This window comes from Nitrosospira sp. Nsp2 (assembly GCF_003050965.1).
Taxonomy (GTDB): domain Bacteria; phylum Pseudomonadota; class Gammaproteobacteria; order Burkholderiales; family Nitrosomonadaceae; genus Nitrosospira.
Map to the genome: position 1 here is coordinate 478814 of NZ_QAOU01000001.1, position 18379 is coordinate 497192.

The window sequence follows — 18379 nt, forward strand, 5'->3', positions numbered from 1 at the left end:
GCATATCAGCTGCCTGGTTGGTGTTTGATTGTTCAATCCCTGTTCCCGGAAAGCATACGTCTTGGCGTCGTTAATGTGGTAGAAGTTCTACCGATGTTCAGTGCAGGGAGGAACCGAACGTATGGAGAAACACGACGCGCAGCACGGGCCGCTTATATATACGATTGGACATTCAACACGCCCGCTGGGCCTGTTCATCGACATGTTGGCAGGGAATGAGATCGGCCTCGTTCTTGATGTGCGCACCATACCTCATTCCCGGCGGAACCCCCAGTACAGTCAGGAAACGCTGCCGCTAGCCCTGCGCGCATCAAACATTGGCTACCGCCACTTGCCGGGCCTCGGCGGGCTTAGACACGCGCGCAAGGACTCCATCAACAGGGGCTGGCGAAACGCATCTTTTCGCGGATATGCGGACTATATGCAAACGCCCGACTTCACCGATAACATTCGGACTGTCGTGGAGATTGCCGCATCCGGGCCATGTGCGTTGATGTGCGCGGAAGCCGTGCCATGGCGGTGCCACCGTTCGCTGATTGCCGACGCGCTTGTCTTGCGTGGCCTCTGCGTCGAACATATCATGGGTGTACAGGAGCGAAAACCGCATGTGATAACGCCCTGGGCACGAACCGATGGGCTGGAGATCGTATATCCCCCTGCCGATGAGGGCATAGTCGACAGGTGATCAACGATGGGTGGCTAACGATAGGTAGAATCCCGACTTTGCCCGGGTGTTGAGTGAAGCTATTCGAGATTATTGCAGCAACTTACCCTGAAATTCACTGGACCGAACAGCGAGAGGTGCCAATATCAATATGAAAATACGATGTAACAGATGGGCAGTGCTGGCCGTTGTGACTATGTCCGTGTCACAAGCCGCGGCGGACGAAGGCAGCCTGGGCGGATATCCGGAGGCCGGGGCGAGTCAGGCAAAGCCGCAAGCGCAGGACAATACCCCTTCAAAGCCGTGGGAAGCGAAACCCTGGGAGACGAAACCGTGGGAGGCGGCACAGGAGGAACTGCGACCCGGGGGGAGAAAAGCCATGGAAGAGCGACGCAGGGCTGGCAGAAAAGCGCGAAAGGAGCGGCTTGAGAACCGAAATGAAAATATTCAGCCGGTGGGTGGTTCGGCTGGAGGGGTTGAGGAGCCGCTTCGGGACCGGCAAAGCAAATGGCGCAGGCACCAGATGGAGAGCCAGAGATATTATCCTGCCGGCATGAAATAAGCAGGAATTCGCCGGTATGCAGCAGGCCGCGCGGCAGGTGAAGATAGAAGACGCTTCAGGTCGAAACACGCGCCGTAAGCATTCTTATTCTCCGGTATACTTTCACGCATCATGTCCGAAATCCTGCTGATTACCGCTTCCGCTGCCGTGATGCTGATCACCATGGCTTTTCTCGTCATCAGGCTGGGCATACTCTCCACCATGGTACGCGAACTGCTTGGACAGCAAGCGAGGCTGCTGGAAGACAAGCACCGCGACATGCTCAAGGACTTGCACGAGGGGTTGATCAACCAGGGCGACCGGTTGTCTGAATCGCTCGGCAAAACATCCGAGCAATTGCGCGGAACGATCGAAACACGGTTGGACCAGATCAGTGGACATGTTGCTGAACGTCTCGATGAGGGATTCAAGAAAACCAACGAGACTTTTACGAGCGTAATGGAACGGCTGGCCACGATCGACGAAGCCCAGAAAAAAATAGACAGTCTTACCACCAACGTCGTGAGCCTTCAGGAACTGCTGGGGGACAAGCGTTCCCGCGGCGCCTTCGGGGAGGTACAACTGGAAGCTTTGGTGCGGAATGTCCTGCCAGCTTCCGCATATGCGATGCAGCATACGTTGTCAAACGGCAGCCGTGCGGACTGTGTTTTGCGCCTGCCTCCTCCCACCGGAATGGTGGCTATCGATTCGAAGTTTCCGCTGGAGAATTTTCATCGCATGTTCGACCGCAACGCCGATGAAGCGAGCAGGGCTGCGGCGCAGAAGCAATTCAAGGCTGACGTAAAACGACATGTCGATGATATCGCGGCCAAGTATATTGTTCCGCCGGAAACCTGCGACGGCGCAGTCATGTTTGTGCCGGCGGAGGCAGTTTTCGCGGAAATTCATGCTTATCAATCCGATGTCGTCGACTACGCCATGCAGAAGCAGGTGTGGATCGTTTCGCCGACGACGTTGATGGCGGTTCTGAACACCGCGCGCGCAGTGCTGAAGGATATCGAAACCCGCGAGCAGGTCCATATCATAAAAATTGAACTCTCCAAGCTCGGCAAGGATTTTGCGCGCTTCGACGAGCGCATGAAGAAGCTCGCGGAGCACATCCGCCAGGCCAACCAGGATGTTGAAGAAGTACATGTTTCCAGTCGCAAGATCAGCCAGCGCTTTGCCCGGATTGACGCGGTGGACCTCGATGCGCCTCAAGTGGAAAATCAGGCGCAGGGTTCCCGGGGTGACTGATTTCGAGATTGGGTAATGCCTTTGAATGTCAAAGCCTGGTATCGCGGCCGCGTACTCAAGAATGAATCCCTTCCCGATGATCTCTGGCAGCAAGCAGTAGGACGTCTGCGGTTCCTGCGCGGACTCAGCAGTTCCGAGGTTGAGCGGTTGCGGGAGTGCGCTACGCTTTTTCTTCACGCCAAGCAAATAAGCGGAGCCCATGGATTAATTGTCACCGGTGAAATGCGTGTGACGATTGCGGCGCAGGCCTGCATTCTAATTCTGAATCTGGATTTGGACTATTATGATGGTTGGGTGGAAATTATTGTTTATCCGGGTGGGTTCGTCCGGGATTACGAATACATAGATGAAGATGGGGTGGCGCACCATGCGCGGGAGCCTGCGTCGGGCGAGTCATGGCTGGGGGGGCCGGTGATTGTTTCCTGGGAGGATGCGACGGTTGAGCCTGACGAGGGTTATAACGTCGTAATACACGAATTCGCCCATAAGCTTGACATGCTGAACGGGGATGCGAACGGCTACCCCCCGTTGCACGCGGACATGAGCCGGGAAGCGTGGAGCGAGGCGTTTAGCAGTGCCTATACGGATTTCTGCATGCGTGTGGATGCAGGCGAGGCGACGGCCCTGGATTCTTATGCGGCGGAAAATCCGGCGGAATTCTTTGCAGTGATGAGCGAGGCTTTTTTTCAAACCCCTCAGGTGGTCAGATCCCATTATCCGGCGGTATACGAGCAACTGGCTTCATTTTATCGCCAGGACCCGGCACAACGATTGGGTGCGTGATGACGGCTAATTTTGTCAGCGGTGACATCGGCGGAACCAAAACCCTGCTGCAGGCGGCGGAGTGGCTGGCTGGCGACGCTCAAGTACGTTTTGAGCGGCGTTATGCAAATCGCGAGTACTCAAGCTTTTCCGATGTGCTTGGGGATTTTCTGGGTAACACCTCGGCACTTGGCATGAAGCCCCCCCTGAGCGCCTGTTTCGCGGTGGCAGGGCCAGTCACGGAACAGGGCATCAAGCTGACTAATTTGCCCTGGTTGATGAATGCCAGGGTGTTGGAGCGGGAATTTGGGATCCCCTCCGTCAAGCTCATCAATGATTTCGAAGCCGTAGCGCTGAGTGTCGAGGTCCTGGCGGTAGACGATCTCGTGACGCTGCAGAAGGGCCTGCCTTACGCGAACGGGCTGCGCGTGACTCTTGGGGCGGGAACCGGCATGGGCGTCGCGTGGCTGATATGGCAGGGCGGACGCTACATCCCCTTGCCTACTGAGGCCGGGCACATCGATTTTGCCCCTGTGGATGAGTTGCAGATGCGGCTGCTTGATTATTTACGCAAGCGCTTCGGGCACGTATCGGTCGAGCGCGTATTGTCCGGTCCGGGACTCGTCAATATTTTCAATTTCCTGCTGGATGAATGGGGCGGTACGGAGAACCTGGCACAGGCGCGCCTGGAGAGCGACGAGGCCCCGCAGGTATCTGATCTTGCCTTCAACCAGGGGGATCCCGTTGCGATGAAATCAATCGATCTGTTTGTGGAAATTTATGGCGCCTACGCCGGCAACCTTGCGCTGGCCGGATTGTGCCGTGACGGCGTGTACGTGGCGGGCGGGATTGCGCCCAGAATCATCGGCAAGTTGCAGGAGGGCGGGTTTATTAAAGCGTTTCGCGAAAAGGGCCGTTTTTCCTCATTAATGGAGGACATCCCTGTGCATGTGGTGATGAATCCAACCGCCGGGCTCATGGGCGCGGCCGAAGAGGCGAAGAGGATGCTGGTTGCGGGGCCAGGACGGGAATGAGCGAGGTTTATACGTGTCTTGCCGGCAAAGAAAGGTGCTCCACCGGATGAGCAGGATATGAGCAAGGCGTTTACCAAAGAAACCGAGCCGGATAACGATTTCGGGGAAGAGGAGGTAAACAGTCCCCTGCCGCCATTGCCTGCGGGGAGCAAAAACTACATCACCCCAGCAGGGCACCAACGCCTGATGGACGAGTTTCAATGGCTGATGAATAAGGAGCGCCCCCAGGTGACTGCAACCGTGGCGTGGGCGGCTGCAAACGGCGACCGCTCGGAGAATGCCGATTATATTTACGGTAAGAAACGTCTGCGTGAAATCGACCGTCGCATTCGTTTTCTTACCCGGCGACTGGACATCGCTGAAGTCGTAGACCCGGCCGCACCGCGTGACGATGAAACGCGGGTCTTCTTCGGCGCTACCGTCACGTTTGCGAATCAGAAAGGTGAAGCGAAAACCATTTCAATTGTCGGAGTCGATGAAATTGACACCTCTCGCGGATATATCAGCTGGGTTTCTCCCATGGCGCGAGCACTGATTAAGGCGCAAGAAGGCACCGTGGTGACCCTGCACGCACCGGGAGGAACTGAAGAGCTTGAAATCCTCCAAGTCAGATATCGTACGATTCCAATCGAGCCGTTTGGAAAAGCGAATGGGGATGCACAACGGTGAATGACTCTTTCAGCAACTGGTGCTTCCTGTGCTGGAAACGCGATTTTTTGCCAGCATAGGTAGTATGAGAATCGGGAAACAGGGTTCGATGCACTTCCCTTAGTGCAGCCTGGGTACTACCCAGCGCGGTCTGCGCTGCCTCTTCGAGGCGCGTCCTCTAATTCCCGCCTTTAGACAGTGCTTCAATTCCAGTTATCGGTCGCGCTCATTTATAACCCGCTGCCATTGCCACCAGAAACGTGAAACTCATTTCCTCCCGGGATAATGCTTTTTCCAAGCAGCTCGTCAAGCTGGCAGGGTCGGCGCATCAGCGCAGAGCAACAGGCTTAACGCTACTCGACGGCATTCATCTGATCCATGCGTACCGGCTTGCGCTGGGGCGGCCGAAAAACCTGATTGTGAGCGAGTCGAGCTACCGGAATAAGGAGATCAAACAGTTACTGGCGGAACAGGATGAAGAAGAGGCAAGTGTAATTGTGCTCAGCGACGCGTTGTTTCGCGCAGTCTCGCCGGTAAAGACACCCACCGGTGTCATCGCGCTGGTGGACATTCCCGCGCAAGGGTTGCTGCCCGAACGCGAGGAAGACAGTTTTTGGGTACTGCTCGAAGCCATACAGGACCCGGGCAACCTTGGCTCGATACTGCGCTCCGCGGCCGCTGCGGGCGCAAGCAATATCTATCTTTCGGACGGCTGTGCCGATGTCTGGTCACCGAAAACGCTGCGTGCCGCAATGGGCGCGCATTTTCTGGTTCGGATACATGAGCAATCCGACCTTGCGAGCGTGGCGCGGACGTTCAGCGGCAAAGTGATCGCCACCTCGCTCAGGGCAAAGAACAGCCTCTACCGGACGTGTTTGACCGGACCGGTGGCGTTCGTATTCGGCAACGAAGGGATGGGCCTTTCTGATGCGCTGCTGCAAGCGGCCAGCGACCAGATCGTTATTCCCATGCGGGGCTGCACGGAGTCGCTGAACGCCGCGGCCGCCGCCGCGGTGTGTTTTTTTGAGAGGGTGAGGCAAATGAGCGAAGCGCCTACGGACACAACGGGACACAACGGCCGACAAGACGGATAGATGATTCGACTACCTTGCCCCGGCGTGGTCCAGCCAGTTCTCCAGGCCTTGCGCGTTCAACCTGACGTCCAGGTCCAGCAGGCTGCGAATTTCTTCCTCGGGCAATTTGCAGCCGTGATTGATGATGTGGTCAAGGAGCAATGCGCCAAGTTCCTCCGTCAGCACTGCCAATCTTTCGGGGCCGTAGTCACGAAGTTTCAGGGCTAGCGTTACGTGCACATCGATCAGATCGTGCATTTCGGCGACGTGGCGCGCCAGATGCCCAATGCGCCCGTAATGGGTCAGGAAAGCGTATGAGGGGTGATAACTCATGAGCCGCTCCAGCGATGCATGGGCGGCGGCGGGGTCAAACTGAACCGGGGTGGTGGTCGGAAAGACGAATTCCATACCGTCCACGTCGAATTCGCGATAAGAGATCCCGAACGTGTCGCCGGTAAAAAAGGACTGATATCGCTCATCGAGAATGCAGTAGTGATGACGCGCATGACCGGGTGTGTCGAGGAAAAGCAGCGGGCGGCCATTGAGGTCGAGGCGAAACCCATCGGGTGCTTCGATAATGCGGTTGGGATCCACGGGGCGAATAGTGCTGTATATGCGTCTAAATTCCGCTTCGCCGTACACGCTTGTGGCGCTTGCGATTAGCCTGGCGGGATCGATCATATGCCGCGCGCCCCGGGGATGCACCACGAGTCTGGCGTTCGGAAATTGGTGCATGAATTCACCCGCGCCGCCAGCGTGATCGAGATGTATGTGGGTGAGGAACACGTAGGCGACATCCGCGGGAGTAAGATTTTTTTCCCGCAACGCGTTCATCACCCCTGCAACGGAAGAAGAGGTTCCGGTATCCACCAACGCCGCCTGACCGTTCTCTTGGATCAGGTGAATAGCGGCGAGTCCTCTACGCAGATAGTCGGCATCAATGGCGCTGACACCATTCTCATAATCGGTGGTGTGGGGCACGGGGGGATGCGATGGAGGTGACGGATGTGACTTGGCGCCCATTTCCGCCCCTGCGGGCAAGTCGTTATTCATGTACTGTATATTTGATTCAGCGGAAAAACACGCTTGCTACGCGATCGCGCGTTTCAGTTGTTCCAATATGGCGGGGTTCTCCAGGGTGGAGACGTCCTGGTTTATCTCCTCGCCTTTCGCCAGTGTGCGCAGCAAGCGACGCATAATCTTGCCGGACCGGGTTTTTGGCAGATTATCCCCGAAACGGATTTCATCCGGACGGGCAATCGGCCCGATTTCCTTTGCAACCCAGCTCCGCAACTCAGCCGCGATATCCTGAGCGGCCTTACCTTCGGGCCGCGCGCCTTTCAATACGACGAACGCCACGACGGCTTCGGTCTTGATATCGTCCGGCTTACCCACGACTGCCGCTTCTGCGACCAGCGGGTTTCCGACCAGCGCCGATTCGATCTCCATGGTGCCCAAACGGTGTCCAGAGACGTTTAGAACGTCGTCGATGCGCCCCATAATCCAGAAATATCCATCAGAATCTCGATTCGCTGAATCCCCGGCCAGATAATATTTACCGCCCAGTTCCCCTGGAAAGTATGATTTCTTGAATCGCTCCGGGTCCTCCCATAATGTTCGGGCCTGTGAGGGAAAGGGGCGTTTGATGACAAGAAACCCGCCGCTGCCGTTGGGCACGTCGTGACCCGCCTCGTCCACAATCGCGGCCATGACGCCTGGCAGAGGCAAAGTGCAGGAGCCGGGCTTTAGCGGCACCGCGCCCGGGACCGGTGCAATCATGTGACAGCCCGTTTCCGTCTGCCACCATGTATCCACCACCGGGCAGCGGGATTGGCCCACGGTTGTGTAATACCACATCCATGCCTCCGGATTAATCGGCTCGCCCACCGAACCGAGCAGTCGGAGCGAGGAAAGATCATATTTGCCCGGCAGCTCGGGGCCAAGTTTTATCAGCGAGCGAATGGCGGTGGGCGCGGTATAAAACGTCGTGACTTTGTGGTCCTGTATCATCCGCCAGAAGCGCCCGGCATCGGGATAGGTGGGGACGCCTTCAAATATCACTTGCGTCGCGCCGACAGCCAGGGGGCCATAGGTGACGTAGCTGTGTCCGGTGACCCAGCCTACGTCCGCGGTGCACCAGAAAATGTCATTGGGCTTATAGTCGAATATCCAGTTCATGCTGACGATCGTACCCAGCAGATACCCGGCGGAGGAATGCTGCACGCCTTTTGGCTTGCCCGTCGAACCAGAGGTGTAAAGTGTAAATAAAGGGTGTTCGGCATCGATCCATTCGGGTTCGCAGTCATCGCTCTGATTGCTGATCAGCTCGTGCCACCACACATCGCGAGAGAGTGCGGATAATACGTTGCCGCTGCCGCGCTTATACACGACGACTGTCTTCACCGCTTCGGCTCCACCCATTGCAAGCGCCTCATCCACGGCCGCTTTCAAATGGTTGATCTTGCCGCCCCGGTGTTGTTCATCAGCGGTGATGACCGCCACCGCGCCGGCATTGAGGATGCGTTCATTCAGGCTTTTGGCGGAGAAACCGCCAAATACGACTGAATGCGTCGCACCGATACGGGCGCAGGCCTGCATCGCCACCACGGCTTCAATGCTCATCGGCATGTAGATAATGACACGGTCGCCCTTGCGAATGCCCAGCGATTTGAGACCATTGGCCAGTCTGCAGACCCGCTGATAGAGTTCCCGGTACGTGCAACGGGTGACCGTGCCGTCATCCGCCTCGAAGATGATCGCGATTTTATCCGGCTGGGTAGATAAGTGACGGTCGAGACAATTGAACGAGACGTTTAATTCGCCATCGTCAAACCACTTGAAAAAAGGGTGATCGCTCTCATCTAGCACTCTGGTGAATGGCTTCCGCCAGGCGATGTGTTCGCGCGCGAGCCTCCCCCAGAACGCAGGCAGATCTCGTTCCGCTTCAGCGCAGAGAGCCTCGTAGCTTTCCATGCCGCTCAGATTAGCCTGACTTACAAACTCCGCACTAGGGGGGAATACCCGGGTTTCATGTAAAATGGATTTTATCGCTGACACGACGCGGCTCCGGTGGGTTTTTCTTTTCTGATGATCGTGAAAGGAAATTGTATCATCCACAGACGAAGGAATCTCTTATTGGGCCGGCACGGCGTCCAAGAAATAGCGTGATAGTGGGGCATGTATTGTCCGGGTAGCAGGAAAGCAACAGGGATCTCGGCGCGAGGGTGAGCGTGAAGTTGTATTTCCCCAGCCGTAGGGTAAACTTCTTTGGCACCACGATGCTCTAACGGTTATAAGAAATCAGTATGAATACGACCTAGCAAGCGATTGAGGACTGGGATGGCGGACCGGCGCGGGACATAACTGTGGATAACGTTTGCTCGATGTGCCTGTGAAAAGTCTGCGCTACCGCAACAATTTATAAGCTTTCATTAATTGTAAATTTTTGCTAAAATGGCGCCGATTATGGGCTCTTTTCAGCCCATTTTTTGTTTGTATCGGTGCCATGGATTTGTATGAATTGCTCGAATCGACCTTGGCCGGCCTTGGGTATGAGCTGGTTGACCTGGAGCGATCGCTGCGCGGGAAACTGTTACGGGTCTTTATCGACAAGCCCAACGGTGTGAGCGTGGATGATTGCGTAGCGGTCAGCAATCACCTGAGCCGATTGCTTGCGGTTGAGAATATTGATTACGATCGGCTGGAAGTATCGTCGCCAGGTTTGGACCGGCCGCTAAGGAAGGCTTCTGACTTCATCCGCTTCTCGGGCGAGTCGGTTACGTTGCGGCTGCGCGTGGCATTGCAGGGGCGGAGGAATTTTGTCGGAGTTGTGCGCGAAGTAAAAGACGGGATACTAAAGCTGGAAATGGACGGAAAGACGCTTGATCTTGAGCTGAGCAATCTTGAAAAGGCTCGTCTGGTTCCGAAATTGTAATAATCGGAAAATGGGGTGGAGGGAACATGAGCCGCGAGGTTTTGCTATTGGTGGACGCGCTGGCGCGCGAAAAGAATGTCGAGAAAGACATTGTTTTTGTCGCACTTGAATTGGCGTTGGCATCCGCTACAAAAAAGCGTTTTCACGAGGACGCTGATGTGCGGGTGTCGATAGACCACCAGACTGGCGATTATCAGTCGTTGCGGCGCTGGCAGGTGGTGCCTGACGATGCGGTGGAAGACCCATCCCGTCAAATTGTGTTGAGCGAGGCAATACAGCGTGATCCGGAAATCAAACCGGACGAGTTCATCGAGGAGGTGCTGGAACCGGTCGAGTTTGGGCGCATCGGTGCGCAGGCTGCCAAGCAGGTAATATTTCAGAAAATACGTGATGCTGAACGTGAACAGATTCTGAACGATTTTCTTGAGCGCAAGGAATTCATGGTCACCGGGACCATCAAGCGCATGGAGCGCGGGAACGCGATTATCGAGTCCGGCAGAGTTGAGGCGGCTTTACCGCGCGATCAGATGATTCCGAAAGAAAACCTGAGAGTTGGGGATCGCGTGCGGGCCTATTTATACAAAATCGATCGCAACGTCCGGGGTCCGCAGTTGATACTATCCCGGACCGTGCCGGAATTTCTGATTAAGTTGTTCGAACTGGAAGTGCCGGAAATCGAGGAAGGTCTGCTTGAGATCAAGGTCGCGGCAAGGGATCCGGGTTCGCGGGCCAAGATTGCCGTCAAGTCCAACGACCCCCGAGTCGATCCCATCGGCACTTGCGTGGGGATGCGTGGTTCCAGGGTACAGGCGGTAACCGGCGAATTGGCTGGAGAAAGAGTGGACATCGTGTTGTGGGCCGACGATCCGGCGACGTTTGTGATAAATGCCCTGGCGCCAGCGGAAATCAGCAGCATCCTCGTGGATGAGGAAAAGCACAGTATGGATATCGTGGTGGACGAGGACAACCTTGCACAGGCTATTGGACGCGGGGGGCAGAACGTACGGCTCGCTTCCGAGTTGACCGGGTGGGAGCTCAACATCATGACGATGGAAGAGTCGCAGGCAAAAAATGAGGAAGAATTCTCGGTGCTGCGTCAGCTCTTCATGGAAAAACTTGATGTAGACGAGGAGGTGGCGGATATACTCGTGCAGGAAGGATTTACCACTCTGGAAGAGGTTGCATACGTGCCAATCAATGAAATGCTGGAAATCGACGCATTTGACGAGCAAACCGTTAACGAGTTGCGTAATCGCGCCCGTAATGCGCTCTTGACCGAGGCGATTGTCAGCGAGGAAAAAGTAGAGCACATCGCGGAAGATTTGCTAGCCTTGGAGGGCATGGATAGCCAGACGGCGCGCGAGCTGGCCGCCAAGGGAGTGAATACTCAGGAGGATCTGGCCGATCTGGCGGTGGATGATCTGGTGGAAATGGTGGAGATGGATGCCGAACGAGCCAGGCAATTGATCATGGCTGCGCGCGCCCCGTGGTTTGCCGATGCGGATAGGGCATAGGTTATAAAAGGTTATCAATGTCTCAAACGAATGTAGAACAATTTGCGAGCGAATTGGGCGTGCTTCCGACGGTACTGTTGGAGCAGCTCCGGGCTGCGGGCGTCAGCAAGAATCTGACAGAAGACAGTCTGACCGAGAAGGACAAAACACAGCTTCTCGAATATTTGCGCAAAATTCACGGTACCCGAGAGGAGAAAAGCAGAATTTCGCTTCCCCGTCGGCAGACGTCCGAAATCAAGAAATCGGATAGCAGCGGCAAAGCCCGCAGCATCCAGGTCGAGGTGCGCAAGAAGCGCGTATTTGTTCAGGGCGATTTGGGCGAGAAGCCGGCCGTGGGGAGCAAGCCCGTCGAGGTGGCGGCGCCTTCAGCCCCTGCTATTGCCGTACCCGCTCCCACGCCGGTGATCGATGCAGCGCAGCAGGCGTTGAGGGAAGAAGAGGCGAGAAGACAGGCCGAATTAATCGCGCGACAAACCGCGGAATTGAGGGAAAAGAAACTGCGGGAGAGACCTGCGGCAGTTCAAGCCAAGGAAGCAGAGCCAGTCGCTCCAGCTTCGGCCGCTCCCGTGACCGTGCCTGAGTCTGTCCCCGCGCCTGCCGCCACACCGGCGTCGACTCAGGCGGCTGAGACGCCTCAGCCGCAGGCTGCCACAACCGAAGGGACGCTGCATAAACCGGTAGTCAAACCCGAAGACAAGGCGAAGGCGGACAAGAAAAAGAAACAGGCGAAGCAGGTTGTCTGGAAAGATGAACGCCTCGAAAAACGAGGGCTCAAGACCCATGGCGATCTATCCGCAAACAAGGGATGGCGGACGCGCAGGGACAAACACGGCAAGCATGTCTCCGACGACCACGGTCCTCACGGTTTTTCCGCGCCTACAGAACCGCTCGTCCATGAGGTAATGGTTCCGGAAACAATTTCCGTCGGAGCGCTGGCGCAGAAAATGTCGATCAAGGCGGCTGAAGTGATCAAGGCCTTGATGAAGATGGGAAACATGGTCACGATTAATCAGATGCTGGATCAGGAAACCGCCATGATAGTGGTGGAGGAGTTGGGCCATATTGCCAAATATGCAACTCTGGATAGTCCTGAAGCGTTCCTGGCCGGCACCGAGGCGCCGGCCATCGAGGTTAAAACAGAACCACGTGCGCCAGTGGTTACCGTAATGGGTCACGTGGATCACGGCAAAACATCGCTCCTGGATTACATACGGCGGACACGAGTCGCGAGCGGAGAGGCGGGCGGGATCACGCAGCATATTGGCGCATATCACGTCGAAACCGAGCGCGGTATGGTTACGTTCCTGGACACGCCCGGTCACGAGGCTTTTACGGCGATGCGTGCTCGCGGCGCGAAGGTCACCGACCTTGTTGTATTAGTAGTGGCGGCCGATGACGGCGTGATGCCCCAGACCATCGAGGCGATCCACCATGCCAAGGCGGCCAAGGTGCCCCTCGTGGTGGCGGTAACCAAGGTGGACAAGCCGGACGCGAACCCGGAGCGCATCAGACAGGAACTGGTAACACAGGAAGTAGTGCCTGACGACTGGGGGGGAGACACGATGTTTGTCAATGTTTCCGCCAAGACTGGGGTGGGCATCGACGAACTTCTGGAAAGCGTATTGCTTCAGGCGGAAGTGCTGGAACTGCAAGCGCCGCAGGATGCCCCTGCGAAAGGTATCGTCATTGAATCGCGTCTGGACAAGGGACGCGGCCCGGTAGCGACAATACTGGTGCAATCCGGCACGCTGAGGCGTGGTGATGTATTGCTTGCCGGCGCGGTGTATGGCCGGGTACGGGCGATGCTCGACGAAAATGGGAAGCCGGTAGAACAGGCGGGACCCTCTCTTCCTGTTGAAATACAGGGTTTGTCGGAAGTGCCGGTAGCCGGCGAAGCCGTAGTGGCGCTGGCTGATGAGCGCAAAGCGCGAGAAATAGCACTTTTCCGTCAAGGCAAGTTTCGCGATGTGAAGCTTGCCAAACAGCACGCAGCCAAACTGGAAAACGTGTTCGAGCAGAAGGGCGAGGTCAAGGTGCTTGCGCTCATCATCAAGGCCGATGTCCAGGGCTCCTACGAGGCGCTAACGCATGCGCTGCAACGGCTTTCCACGGATGAGGTAAGGGTGAACATCATCCATAGCGGCGTGGGTGCAATTACGGAGTCGGATATTAATCTTGCGCTGGCATCCAAAGCGGTTGTGATTGGCTTCAATAGCCGCGCGGATACGGTGGCGCGCAAGCTCATCGGCTCCACTGGCGTGGATGTGCGTTATTACAGCATCATCTATGAGGCGGTGGATGAAATCAAGGCTGCGCTATCCGGCATGATGACGCCCGACCGAAAAGAGAATGTCACCGGGTTGCTCGAAGTTCGCAATGTCTTCCGCATTTCCAAGGTTGGTACAGTGGCGGGTTGCTACGTCCTGGAGGGCATCATCAAGCGGGGCTCGCTGGTGAGATTGATCCGTAACGGTGAGCTGGTTCATACGGGTGAGCTGGACTCCCTGAAGCGCTTCAAGGACGACGTGCGAGAGGTGAGGGCGGGTTTCGAGTGCGGACTTTCGCTGAAAAACTTCAACGATATCGAGCTTGGGGATCAACTGGAAACATACGAAATCGTCGAAGTTGCGCGCAGCCTGTAACGCGGGCTGCGCGGCCCGCGTGAAGCATTATGCCTAAAGATTATTCCCGCTCCTTGCGCATCGCCGACCAGATCCAGCGCGAACTGGCTGATCTGATTCGCAACGAGCTTAAAGATCCGCGCATCGGAATGCTCACTTTGACCGGCGTTGAGGTGAGTCACGATTATGCGCACGCCAAGGTTTTCTACACGACGCTGCGCAGCGAAAGCGACAACTTTCTCATTAGTAACGGACTGGAGCATGCGGCGGGATTTTTACGCAGCCAGTTATCCCATCGCCTGAAGCTCCGCGTGGTGCCCCAGCTTCATTTCGTCTATGACGAGTCGATCGAGCGCGGGGTGCGCCTATCGCAACTGATTGATGAGGCCGTGGCGCGTGAAGGATCCGCGAACAAGCCGGATGAGAGCTGACTTTCCGCATCATCGCCGGGTTCTGATTCATTTCGCATATTGAAAGCCGAAGTTGCGCGGCCAGTGCGAATCAAGCGCGAAATCAGCGGCGTCCTGCTGCTGGACAAACCCGGCGGCATATCCTCGAATCAGGCGCTCCAGATTGCCAAACGTTTCTTTTGCGCGCGCAAAGCCGGTCATACCGGCACGCTCGATCCTATGGCGACTGGCCTGTTGCCCATCTGCCTTGGTGATGCGACCAGATTCTCTTCCGCCTTGTTGGGAGCGGACAAGACTTATGAAGCGACGCTGAGACCTGGATATATCAGCACGACCGGGGATGCGGAGGGCAATATTTCAGTTGCGGGAGGGGTTCCGCCTCAGGGTTTGAAAAACGCACTGCCTCAAGTAAAGACCGTACTGGGCGGTTTCACCGGCTTGATCAACCAGGTGCCCCCGATGTACAGCGCCCTGAAGCATCGGGGTAAGCCCATGTATGCCTACGCCAGGGAAGGCATGGAGATCGAGCGGCAACCGCGCGAGGTGACTATTCATGAGTTGCGCCTGACGGCCATTGACGACAATGAAATCAGTATCATGGTCAGATGTGGTTCGGGTACGTATATTCGCACGCTGGCGGAGGACATTGGTAAAGCACTGGGCCTGGGGGGCGCCTATCTCACCGCCTTGCGCCGCACCATTCTCGATGATTTCGATTTGTCGCAGGCGTATACGCTGGATGCGCTTGAGGCCATGTCGATACCCGAGCGCGATTCTCGCCTGCTTCCGGTGGACGCGCTGCTGCGAGGTCTACCCGCCGTTATGCTGGAGGCTCCGGCAGCGGCATTCTTAAGACAGGGACGCAGCGTGGCAGGCGTTGGAAGAGCCAACGCGGAAGGGCAGAAGATTCGCCTATATGACGAGAAAAAGAATTTCCTGGGCCTTGGGGAAGTGACGGCGGGAGGAGATATTGCCCCAAAAAAAATCGTAGGGAACGTACAGAAATTATGAATGTTCCTTGGATCGCATGCTGTCCGTCACGTCTTTTCCTATCCCCCGATACCCGGTAAAGCGGCCTGAAGAGTCGAACATCGGTTCGCCGCTTACCATTAAATATTGTTGGGACCCGTCGGGTCGGGTACGGCTGTAAACAAAATCGATAAAAGGCCGGCGTGCCTCAATGTTTGCCTTGAAGACAGTGTACTCAGTCTCGTTCCAGCGCGCCCCCACGTTTTCTTTTGGTTCACCCAGCAAGTTGTCTACTGTGATCCCGAGCATATCCAGGACGGGACCATAAACTTTGATGAAATTCCCTTTCTCATCCTGTTCCCAGTACCAGTCGGAAGCCAGTTCCGTCAAGCGGCGGAAGCGTGCTTCGCTTTCGCGCAGCTCCGCAGTCCGCTCTGCCACGGTTTGCTCCAGCACCTTGTTGTAATTTTCCAGTTGCTTATACAAGAGGCGCACCTCGAGCATATTGTAAATACGAGTCTGGACTTCGATCAGGTCGAATGGCTTGCTGACGAAATCTTTCGCCCCCGCTTGCAGTGCTCGCAGCTTATGCCCCGGTTGGGCGGTGATCACGAGTACCGGCAGATAGCCATGCGTTTCGATTTTCTTCAGTTCTTCCAGTACCTGAAAGCCATCCATACCCGGCATCTGAAGATCAAGCAGAACCAGGTCATAACGGTTCTGCCGATAGAGTTCACCCACCTCTCGTGGATTCATTGTTGAAGAAATGTGGGTATAACCGCCATCACTCAGCATTTGCTCAAGCAACCGGACATTCGCCTCCTGATCATCAACGACCAGGATTTTCGCATTGAGAATTTCGGGTTTACTGATCATTATTGTCCCGTGCACTGCACTTTATCAACTCGGAAGGTTGTCTTCAGATGACACACCTTGTTCCGAAAAGTTATTATATAGCTGATCTGTATTATATTTGTGTTTCCACCAGAAACAATTGGACACAAGTACAACCCTTGGAAGGAAACAATGAATTAATGGCTCATCCGTGCGAAATACGATAAGTGTTCTTGTTGGCCTGCTTGGCTTCGAGCAGCGCGGTGTCTGCGTTTTTCAACAGGGTCTTCACTTCCTTCCCATTGTGAGGATAAAGACCAACCCCGGCGCTGGCCGTCAGTCTGACGTCATTGCCCTGGACACTATAGGGCTGTGATAGTGCTTTGATGATTTTTTCCGCGGCAAGAGCCACTCCATCAATGCTATTTACATAGGGCATTGCAATTACAAATTCATCACCGCCGAGACGCGCTACCGTATCCTCCTGCCGCACAGCCGCCACGAGGCGCGCTGCAACCAGTTTAAGCAGCAGGTCGCCGACATCATGACCCAACGTGTTGTTGATTTGCCTGAATCCGTCCAGGTCCAGATATACGACAGCCATGATGCTGCCGTTCCTTTTTGCATGAATAATCGCCTGCGAGACTCTTTCTACCAGAAGGCGGCGGTTTGCAAGCCCCGTGAGCGGGTCGTGCAGTGCCATGAATTCCTGGGTTTTTGCATAGCTGCGGGCCTGCTGATGCAATAGGCGTACTTCGAGCAAATTGTGCACCCGCGCGAGCACCTCCGCCATATCGAACGGCTTGCTGACAAAATCCTTGGCCCCGGATTGGAGTGCGCGAAGCTTGCAATCCGGATTGGCCGTAACGACCAGTACCGACAAATAGCCATCTGCCTCGATTTCCTTCAAAGCTTCCAGCACCTGAAATCCGTCCATCCCGGCCATTTTCAAATCAAGCAGAATCAGATCGTAATGATTCTGACGGTGCAATTCATAAACCTTGTATGGATCCGTCGTGAATGAAACAGAAGTATAGCTAGCGACTTCCAGTACGCGTCGTAACAGCAAAACGTTTGATTCCTGATCGTCAACAATCAGTATTTTTGCGTTATGAATCTCGGTTTCGCTGATCATATAACTATGTTTTCATCTCTACCTTGCTCATCTTATTAGACATTCAGGTGGTAATTCATGTCCCTGAGTTCATAAGGAGAGAACGGTCGGGCGAACTGGCCGCGGTCGGCAGGCCGCTATCGTATTGTTAATTCCTCACCACAGATTTACCCGTTTCTCATGCTTATTCTTAGCAAATCGCTATTTTGCCGTTATTTCAACCCCCCCTCTGTGCGTTATCTCTCATAACAGCACCATAAAAGTGATTTTGTTGTGCAGAGTTTGAGCAGCGCGCCGCTCGTTTGGCGAGACCGTGAACGCAATTTGCTCTTTTGAACTGGTCTGGTATAATGCTGGCGCGGGGTGGAGCAGTCTGGCAGCTCGTCGGGCTCATAACCCGAAGGTCGTAGGTTCAAATCCTGCCCCCGCAACCAACTTCCAAAACGCCGATTTTCATTCAGAGAATCACAACGGCGCCCTCCAGAGTATTAGCTCGCTGAACCGGATGGCTGACATACGTCCAGGAAATTTGCTCAATCAGGAGCAACTCCGCCCGGATACGAAAAATGAACGCCGCCCCTGTGCGCAATCTTACGTATAAGCAACCTTACCTCTGTAAGCAACATTAACGTAGGGCGGTATCAGCAATTCTTGCTCTGGCCACTACGTTCTATGCTCGTAAGGTTATCCTCGCCGGTATGCGTGTTACAATACCTTTCAATAGTATGAAGGTTGGAATTTATTAGTGTCGTACTTTCAGCTTTATATGGCGGGCCTCCCCGCATTGCATGGTAGTGAACCTGGTCAGGTCCGGAAGGAAGCAGCCACAGCTATTTTCTGCAAGTGCCGGGGGACAGGCTCGCCACCCATTTTGTTCGAGAAAATGGTCGGGGTGCAATAGAACCAGCAGAGCCGGCAGCGAGCCGGTTCTGCCCAACTTCAAGTTGTCAGCACAACAAATCCGCCCTTGCCCTCCGTCGACAATAACTGCCTCTTCTTTTATT

The 18379-nt window shown here is 55.4% G+C and carries 16 protein-coding genes, 1 tRNA gene and 1 other RNA gene; 14 read left to right on the forward strand and 4 right to left on the reverse strand.

Annotated features, from left to right (window positions below; genetic code table 11):
- The first annotated feature begins 121 nt into the window (after nucleotides 1-121).
- The 7 genes from C8R31_RS02110 to C8R31_RS02140 all read left to right on the forward strand — a co-directional run bounded on the left by C8R31_RS02110 (nucleotide 122) and on the right by C8R31_RS02140 (nucleotide 6000).
- Nucleotides 122-685, forward strand: coding sequence for a DUF488 family protein (locus tag C8R31_RS02110; protein ID WP_107692410.1), 564 nt, complete (start codon nucleotides 122-124; stop codon nucleotides 683-685).
- Between the two features lie 130 nt (nucleotides 686-815).
- Complete coding sequence (locus C8R31_RS02115) at nucleotides 816-1226, forward strand: hypothetical protein (protein ID WP_146164528.1); 411 nt, start codon at nucleotides 816-818, stop codon at nucleotides 1224-1226.
- A gap of 111 nt (nucleotides 1227-1337) precedes the next feature.
- Nucleotides 1338-2462 carry a DNA recombination protein RmuC gene (locus C8R31_RS02120; RefSeq protein WP_107692412.1) on the forward strand — a complete coding sequence of 375 codons (1125 nt, stop codon included), beginning with the start codon at nucleotides 1338-1340 and terminating at the stop codon, nucleotides 2460-2462.
- Nucleotides 2463-2477: 15 nt separating this feature from the next.
- Nucleotides 2478-3245 (forward strand): zinc-dependent peptidase, encoded by a 768-nt coding sequence (locus C8R31_RS02125; protein WP_107692413.1) that lies wholly within the window; start codon nucleotides 2478-2480, stop codon nucleotides 3243-3245.
- Entirely contained in the window at nucleotides 3245-4258 is a 1014-nt protein-coding gene (glk, locus tag C8R31_RS02130; protein WP_107692414.1) for a glucokinase, read from the forward strand. Before C8R31_RS02125 ends, glk begins: the two co-directional genes overlap by 1 nt.
- Nucleotides 4259-4315: 57 nt before the next feature.
- The gene (gene greB / locus C8R31_RS02135; protein WP_107692415.1) at nucleotides 4316-4927 is read left to right on the forward strand and encodes a transcription elongation factor GreB; all 612 of its coding nucleotides are present in this window, start codon (nucleotides 4316-4318) and stop codon (nucleotides 4925-4927) included.
- A 239-nt stretch (nucleotides 4928-5166) separates the two neighbouring features.
- Complete coding sequence (locus tag C8R31_RS02140; RefSeq protein WP_107692416.1) at nucleotides 5167-6000, forward strand: RNA methyltransferase; 834 nt, start codon at nucleotides 5167-5169, stop codon at nucleotides 5998-6000.
- Nucleotides 6001-6009: 9 nt separating this feature from the next.
- Here the strand turns inward: C8R31_RS02140 and C8R31_RS02145 are convergent, their stop codons facing one another.
- Entirely contained in the window at nucleotides 6010-7032 is a 1023-nt protein-coding gene (locus C8R31_RS02145; protein ID WP_107692417.1) for an MBL fold metallo-hydrolase, read from the reverse strand.
- Nucleotides 7033-7068: 36 nt separating this feature from the next.
- Nucleotides 7069-9036 (reverse strand): acetate--CoA ligase, encoded by a 1968-nt coding sequence (gene acs / locus C8R31_RS02150; RefSeq protein WP_107692418.1) that lies wholly within the window; start codon nucleotides 9034-9036, stop codon nucleotides 7069-7071.
- 448 nt (nucleotides 9037-9484) lie between these two features.
- On the opposite strand from acs, the gene rimP reads away from it, so the two are divergent.
- The 5 genes from rimP to truB are packed head-to-tail and all read left to right on the forward strand — an operon-like array spanning nucleotide 9485 to nucleotide 15469.
- Nucleotides 9485-9913 carry a ribosome maturation factor RimP gene (gene rimP, locus C8R31_RS02155; RefSeq protein WP_107692419.1) on the forward strand — a complete coding sequence of 143 codons (429 nt, stop codon included), beginning with the start codon at nucleotides 9485-9487 and terminating at the stop codon, nucleotides 9911-9913.
- Nucleotides 9914-9939: 26 nt separating this feature from the next.
- Entirely contained in the window at nucleotides 9940-11427 is a 1488-nt protein-coding gene (nusA, locus tag C8R31_RS02160) for a transcription termination factor NusA (RefSeq protein WP_107692420.1), read from the forward strand.
- Nucleotides 11428-11444: 17 nt separating this feature from the next.
- On the forward strand, nucleotides 11445-14069 hold the full coding sequence (gene infB / locus C8R31_RS02165) for a translation initiation factor IF-2 (protein WP_107692421.1): 2625 nt from the start codon (nucleotides 11445-11447) through the stop codon (nucleotides 14067-14069).
- 29 nt (nucleotides 14070-14098) lie between these two features.
- Complete coding sequence (gene rbfA, locus C8R31_RS02170) at nucleotides 14099-14479, forward strand: 30S ribosome-binding factor RbfA (protein WP_107692422.1); 381 nt, start codon at nucleotides 14099-14101, stop codon at nucleotides 14477-14479.
- Nucleotides 14480-14515: 36 nt separating this feature from the next.
- Complete coding sequence (gene truB / locus C8R31_RS02175) at nucleotides 14516-15469, forward strand: tRNA pseudouridine(55) synthase TruB (protein ID WP_107692423.1); 954 nt, start codon at nucleotides 14516-14518, stop codon at nucleotides 15467-15469.
- Here the strand turns inward: truB and C8R31_RS02180 are convergent.
- Both C8R31_RS02180 and C8R31_RS02185 read right to left on the reverse strand, forming a co-directional pair.
- A complete protein-coding gene (locus C8R31_RS02180; RefSeq protein ID WP_107692424.1) occupies nucleotides 15464-16303 on the reverse strand; it encodes a response regulator in 840 nt (279 codons plus the stop codon). The two genes, truB and C8R31_RS02180, sit on opposite strands and share 6 nt — an antisense overlap.
- A gap of 163 nt (nucleotides 16304-16466) precedes the next feature.
- Nucleotides 16467-17396, reverse strand: coding sequence for a diguanylate cyclase domain-containing protein (locus tag C8R31_RS02185; RefSeq protein WP_107692425.1), 930 nt, complete (start codon nucleotides 17394-17396; stop codon nucleotides 16467-16469).
- A gap of 336 nt (nucleotides 17397-17732) precedes the next feature.
- Between C8R31_RS02185 and C8R31_RS02190 the strand changes: the two genes are divergently transcribed.
- Together C8R31_RS02190 and ffs are read left to right on the forward strand one after the other, a co-directional pair.
- Nucleotides 17733-17809 (forward strand) — tRNA-Met (locus C8R31_RS02190).
- Nucleotides 17810-18143: 334 nt separating this feature from the next.
- Nucleotides 18144-18242: signal recognition particle sRNA small type (gene ffs / locus C8R31_RS02195), an RNA gene on the forward strand.
- Nucleotides 18243-18379 lie beyond the last annotated feature (137 nt).

What these genes read in the sequence shown, in the direction of transcription:
- C8R31_RS02110 (WP_107692410.1), top strand. Translation starts at nt 122, where the DNA reads ATGGAGAAACACGACGCGCAGCACGGGCCGCTTATATATACGATTGGA.
- C8R31_RS02115 (WP_146164528.1), top strand. Translation starts at nt 816, where the DNA reads ATGAAAATACGATGTAACAGATGGGCAGTGCTGGCCGTTGTGACTATG.
- C8R31_RS02120 (WP_107692412.1), top strand. Translation starts at nt 1,338, where the DNA reads ATGTCCGAAATCCTGCTGATTACCGCTTCCGCTGCCGTGATGCTGATC.
- C8R31_RS02125 (WP_107692413.1), top strand. Translation starts at nt 2,478, where the DNA reads ATGCCTTTGAATGTCAAAGCCTGGTATCGCGGCCGCGTACTCAAGAAT.
- glk (WP_107692414.1), top strand. Translation starts at nt 3,245, where the DNA reads ATGACGGCTAATTTTGTCAGCGGTGACATCGGCGGAACCAAAACCCTG.
- greB (WP_107692415.1), top strand. Translation starts at nt 4,316, where the DNA reads ATGAGCAAGGCGTTTACCAAAGAAACCGAGCCGGATAACGATTTCGGG.
- C8R31_RS02145 (WP_107692417.1), bottom strand. Translation starts at nt 7,032, where the DNA reads ATGAATAACGACTTGCCCGCAGGGGCGGAAATGGGCGCCAAGTCACAT.
- rimP (WP_107692419.1), top strand. Translation starts at nt 9,485, where the DNA reads ATGGATTTGTATGAATTGCTCGAATCGACCTTGGCCGGCCTTGGGTAT.
- nusA (WP_107692420.1), top strand. Translation starts at nt 9,940, where the DNA reads ATGAGCCGCGAGGTTTTGCTATTGGTGGACGCGCTGGCGCGCGAAAAG.
- infB (WP_107692421.1), top strand. Translation starts at nt 11,445, where the DNA reads ATGTCTCAAACGAATGTAGAACAATTTGCGAGCGAATTGGGCGTGCTT.
- rbfA (WP_107692422.1), top strand. Translation starts at nt 14,099, where the DNA reads ATGCCTAAAGATTATTCCCGCTCCTTGCGCATCGCCGACCAGATCCAG.
- C8R31_RS02180 (WP_107692424.1), bottom strand. Translation starts at nt 16,303, where the DNA reads ATGATCAGTAAACCCGAAATTCTCAATGCGAAAATCCTGGTCGTTGAT.
- C8R31_RS02185 (WP_107692425.1), bottom strand. Translation starts at nt 17,396, where the DNA reads ATGATCAGCGAAACCGAGATTCATAACGCAAAAATACTGATTGTTGAC.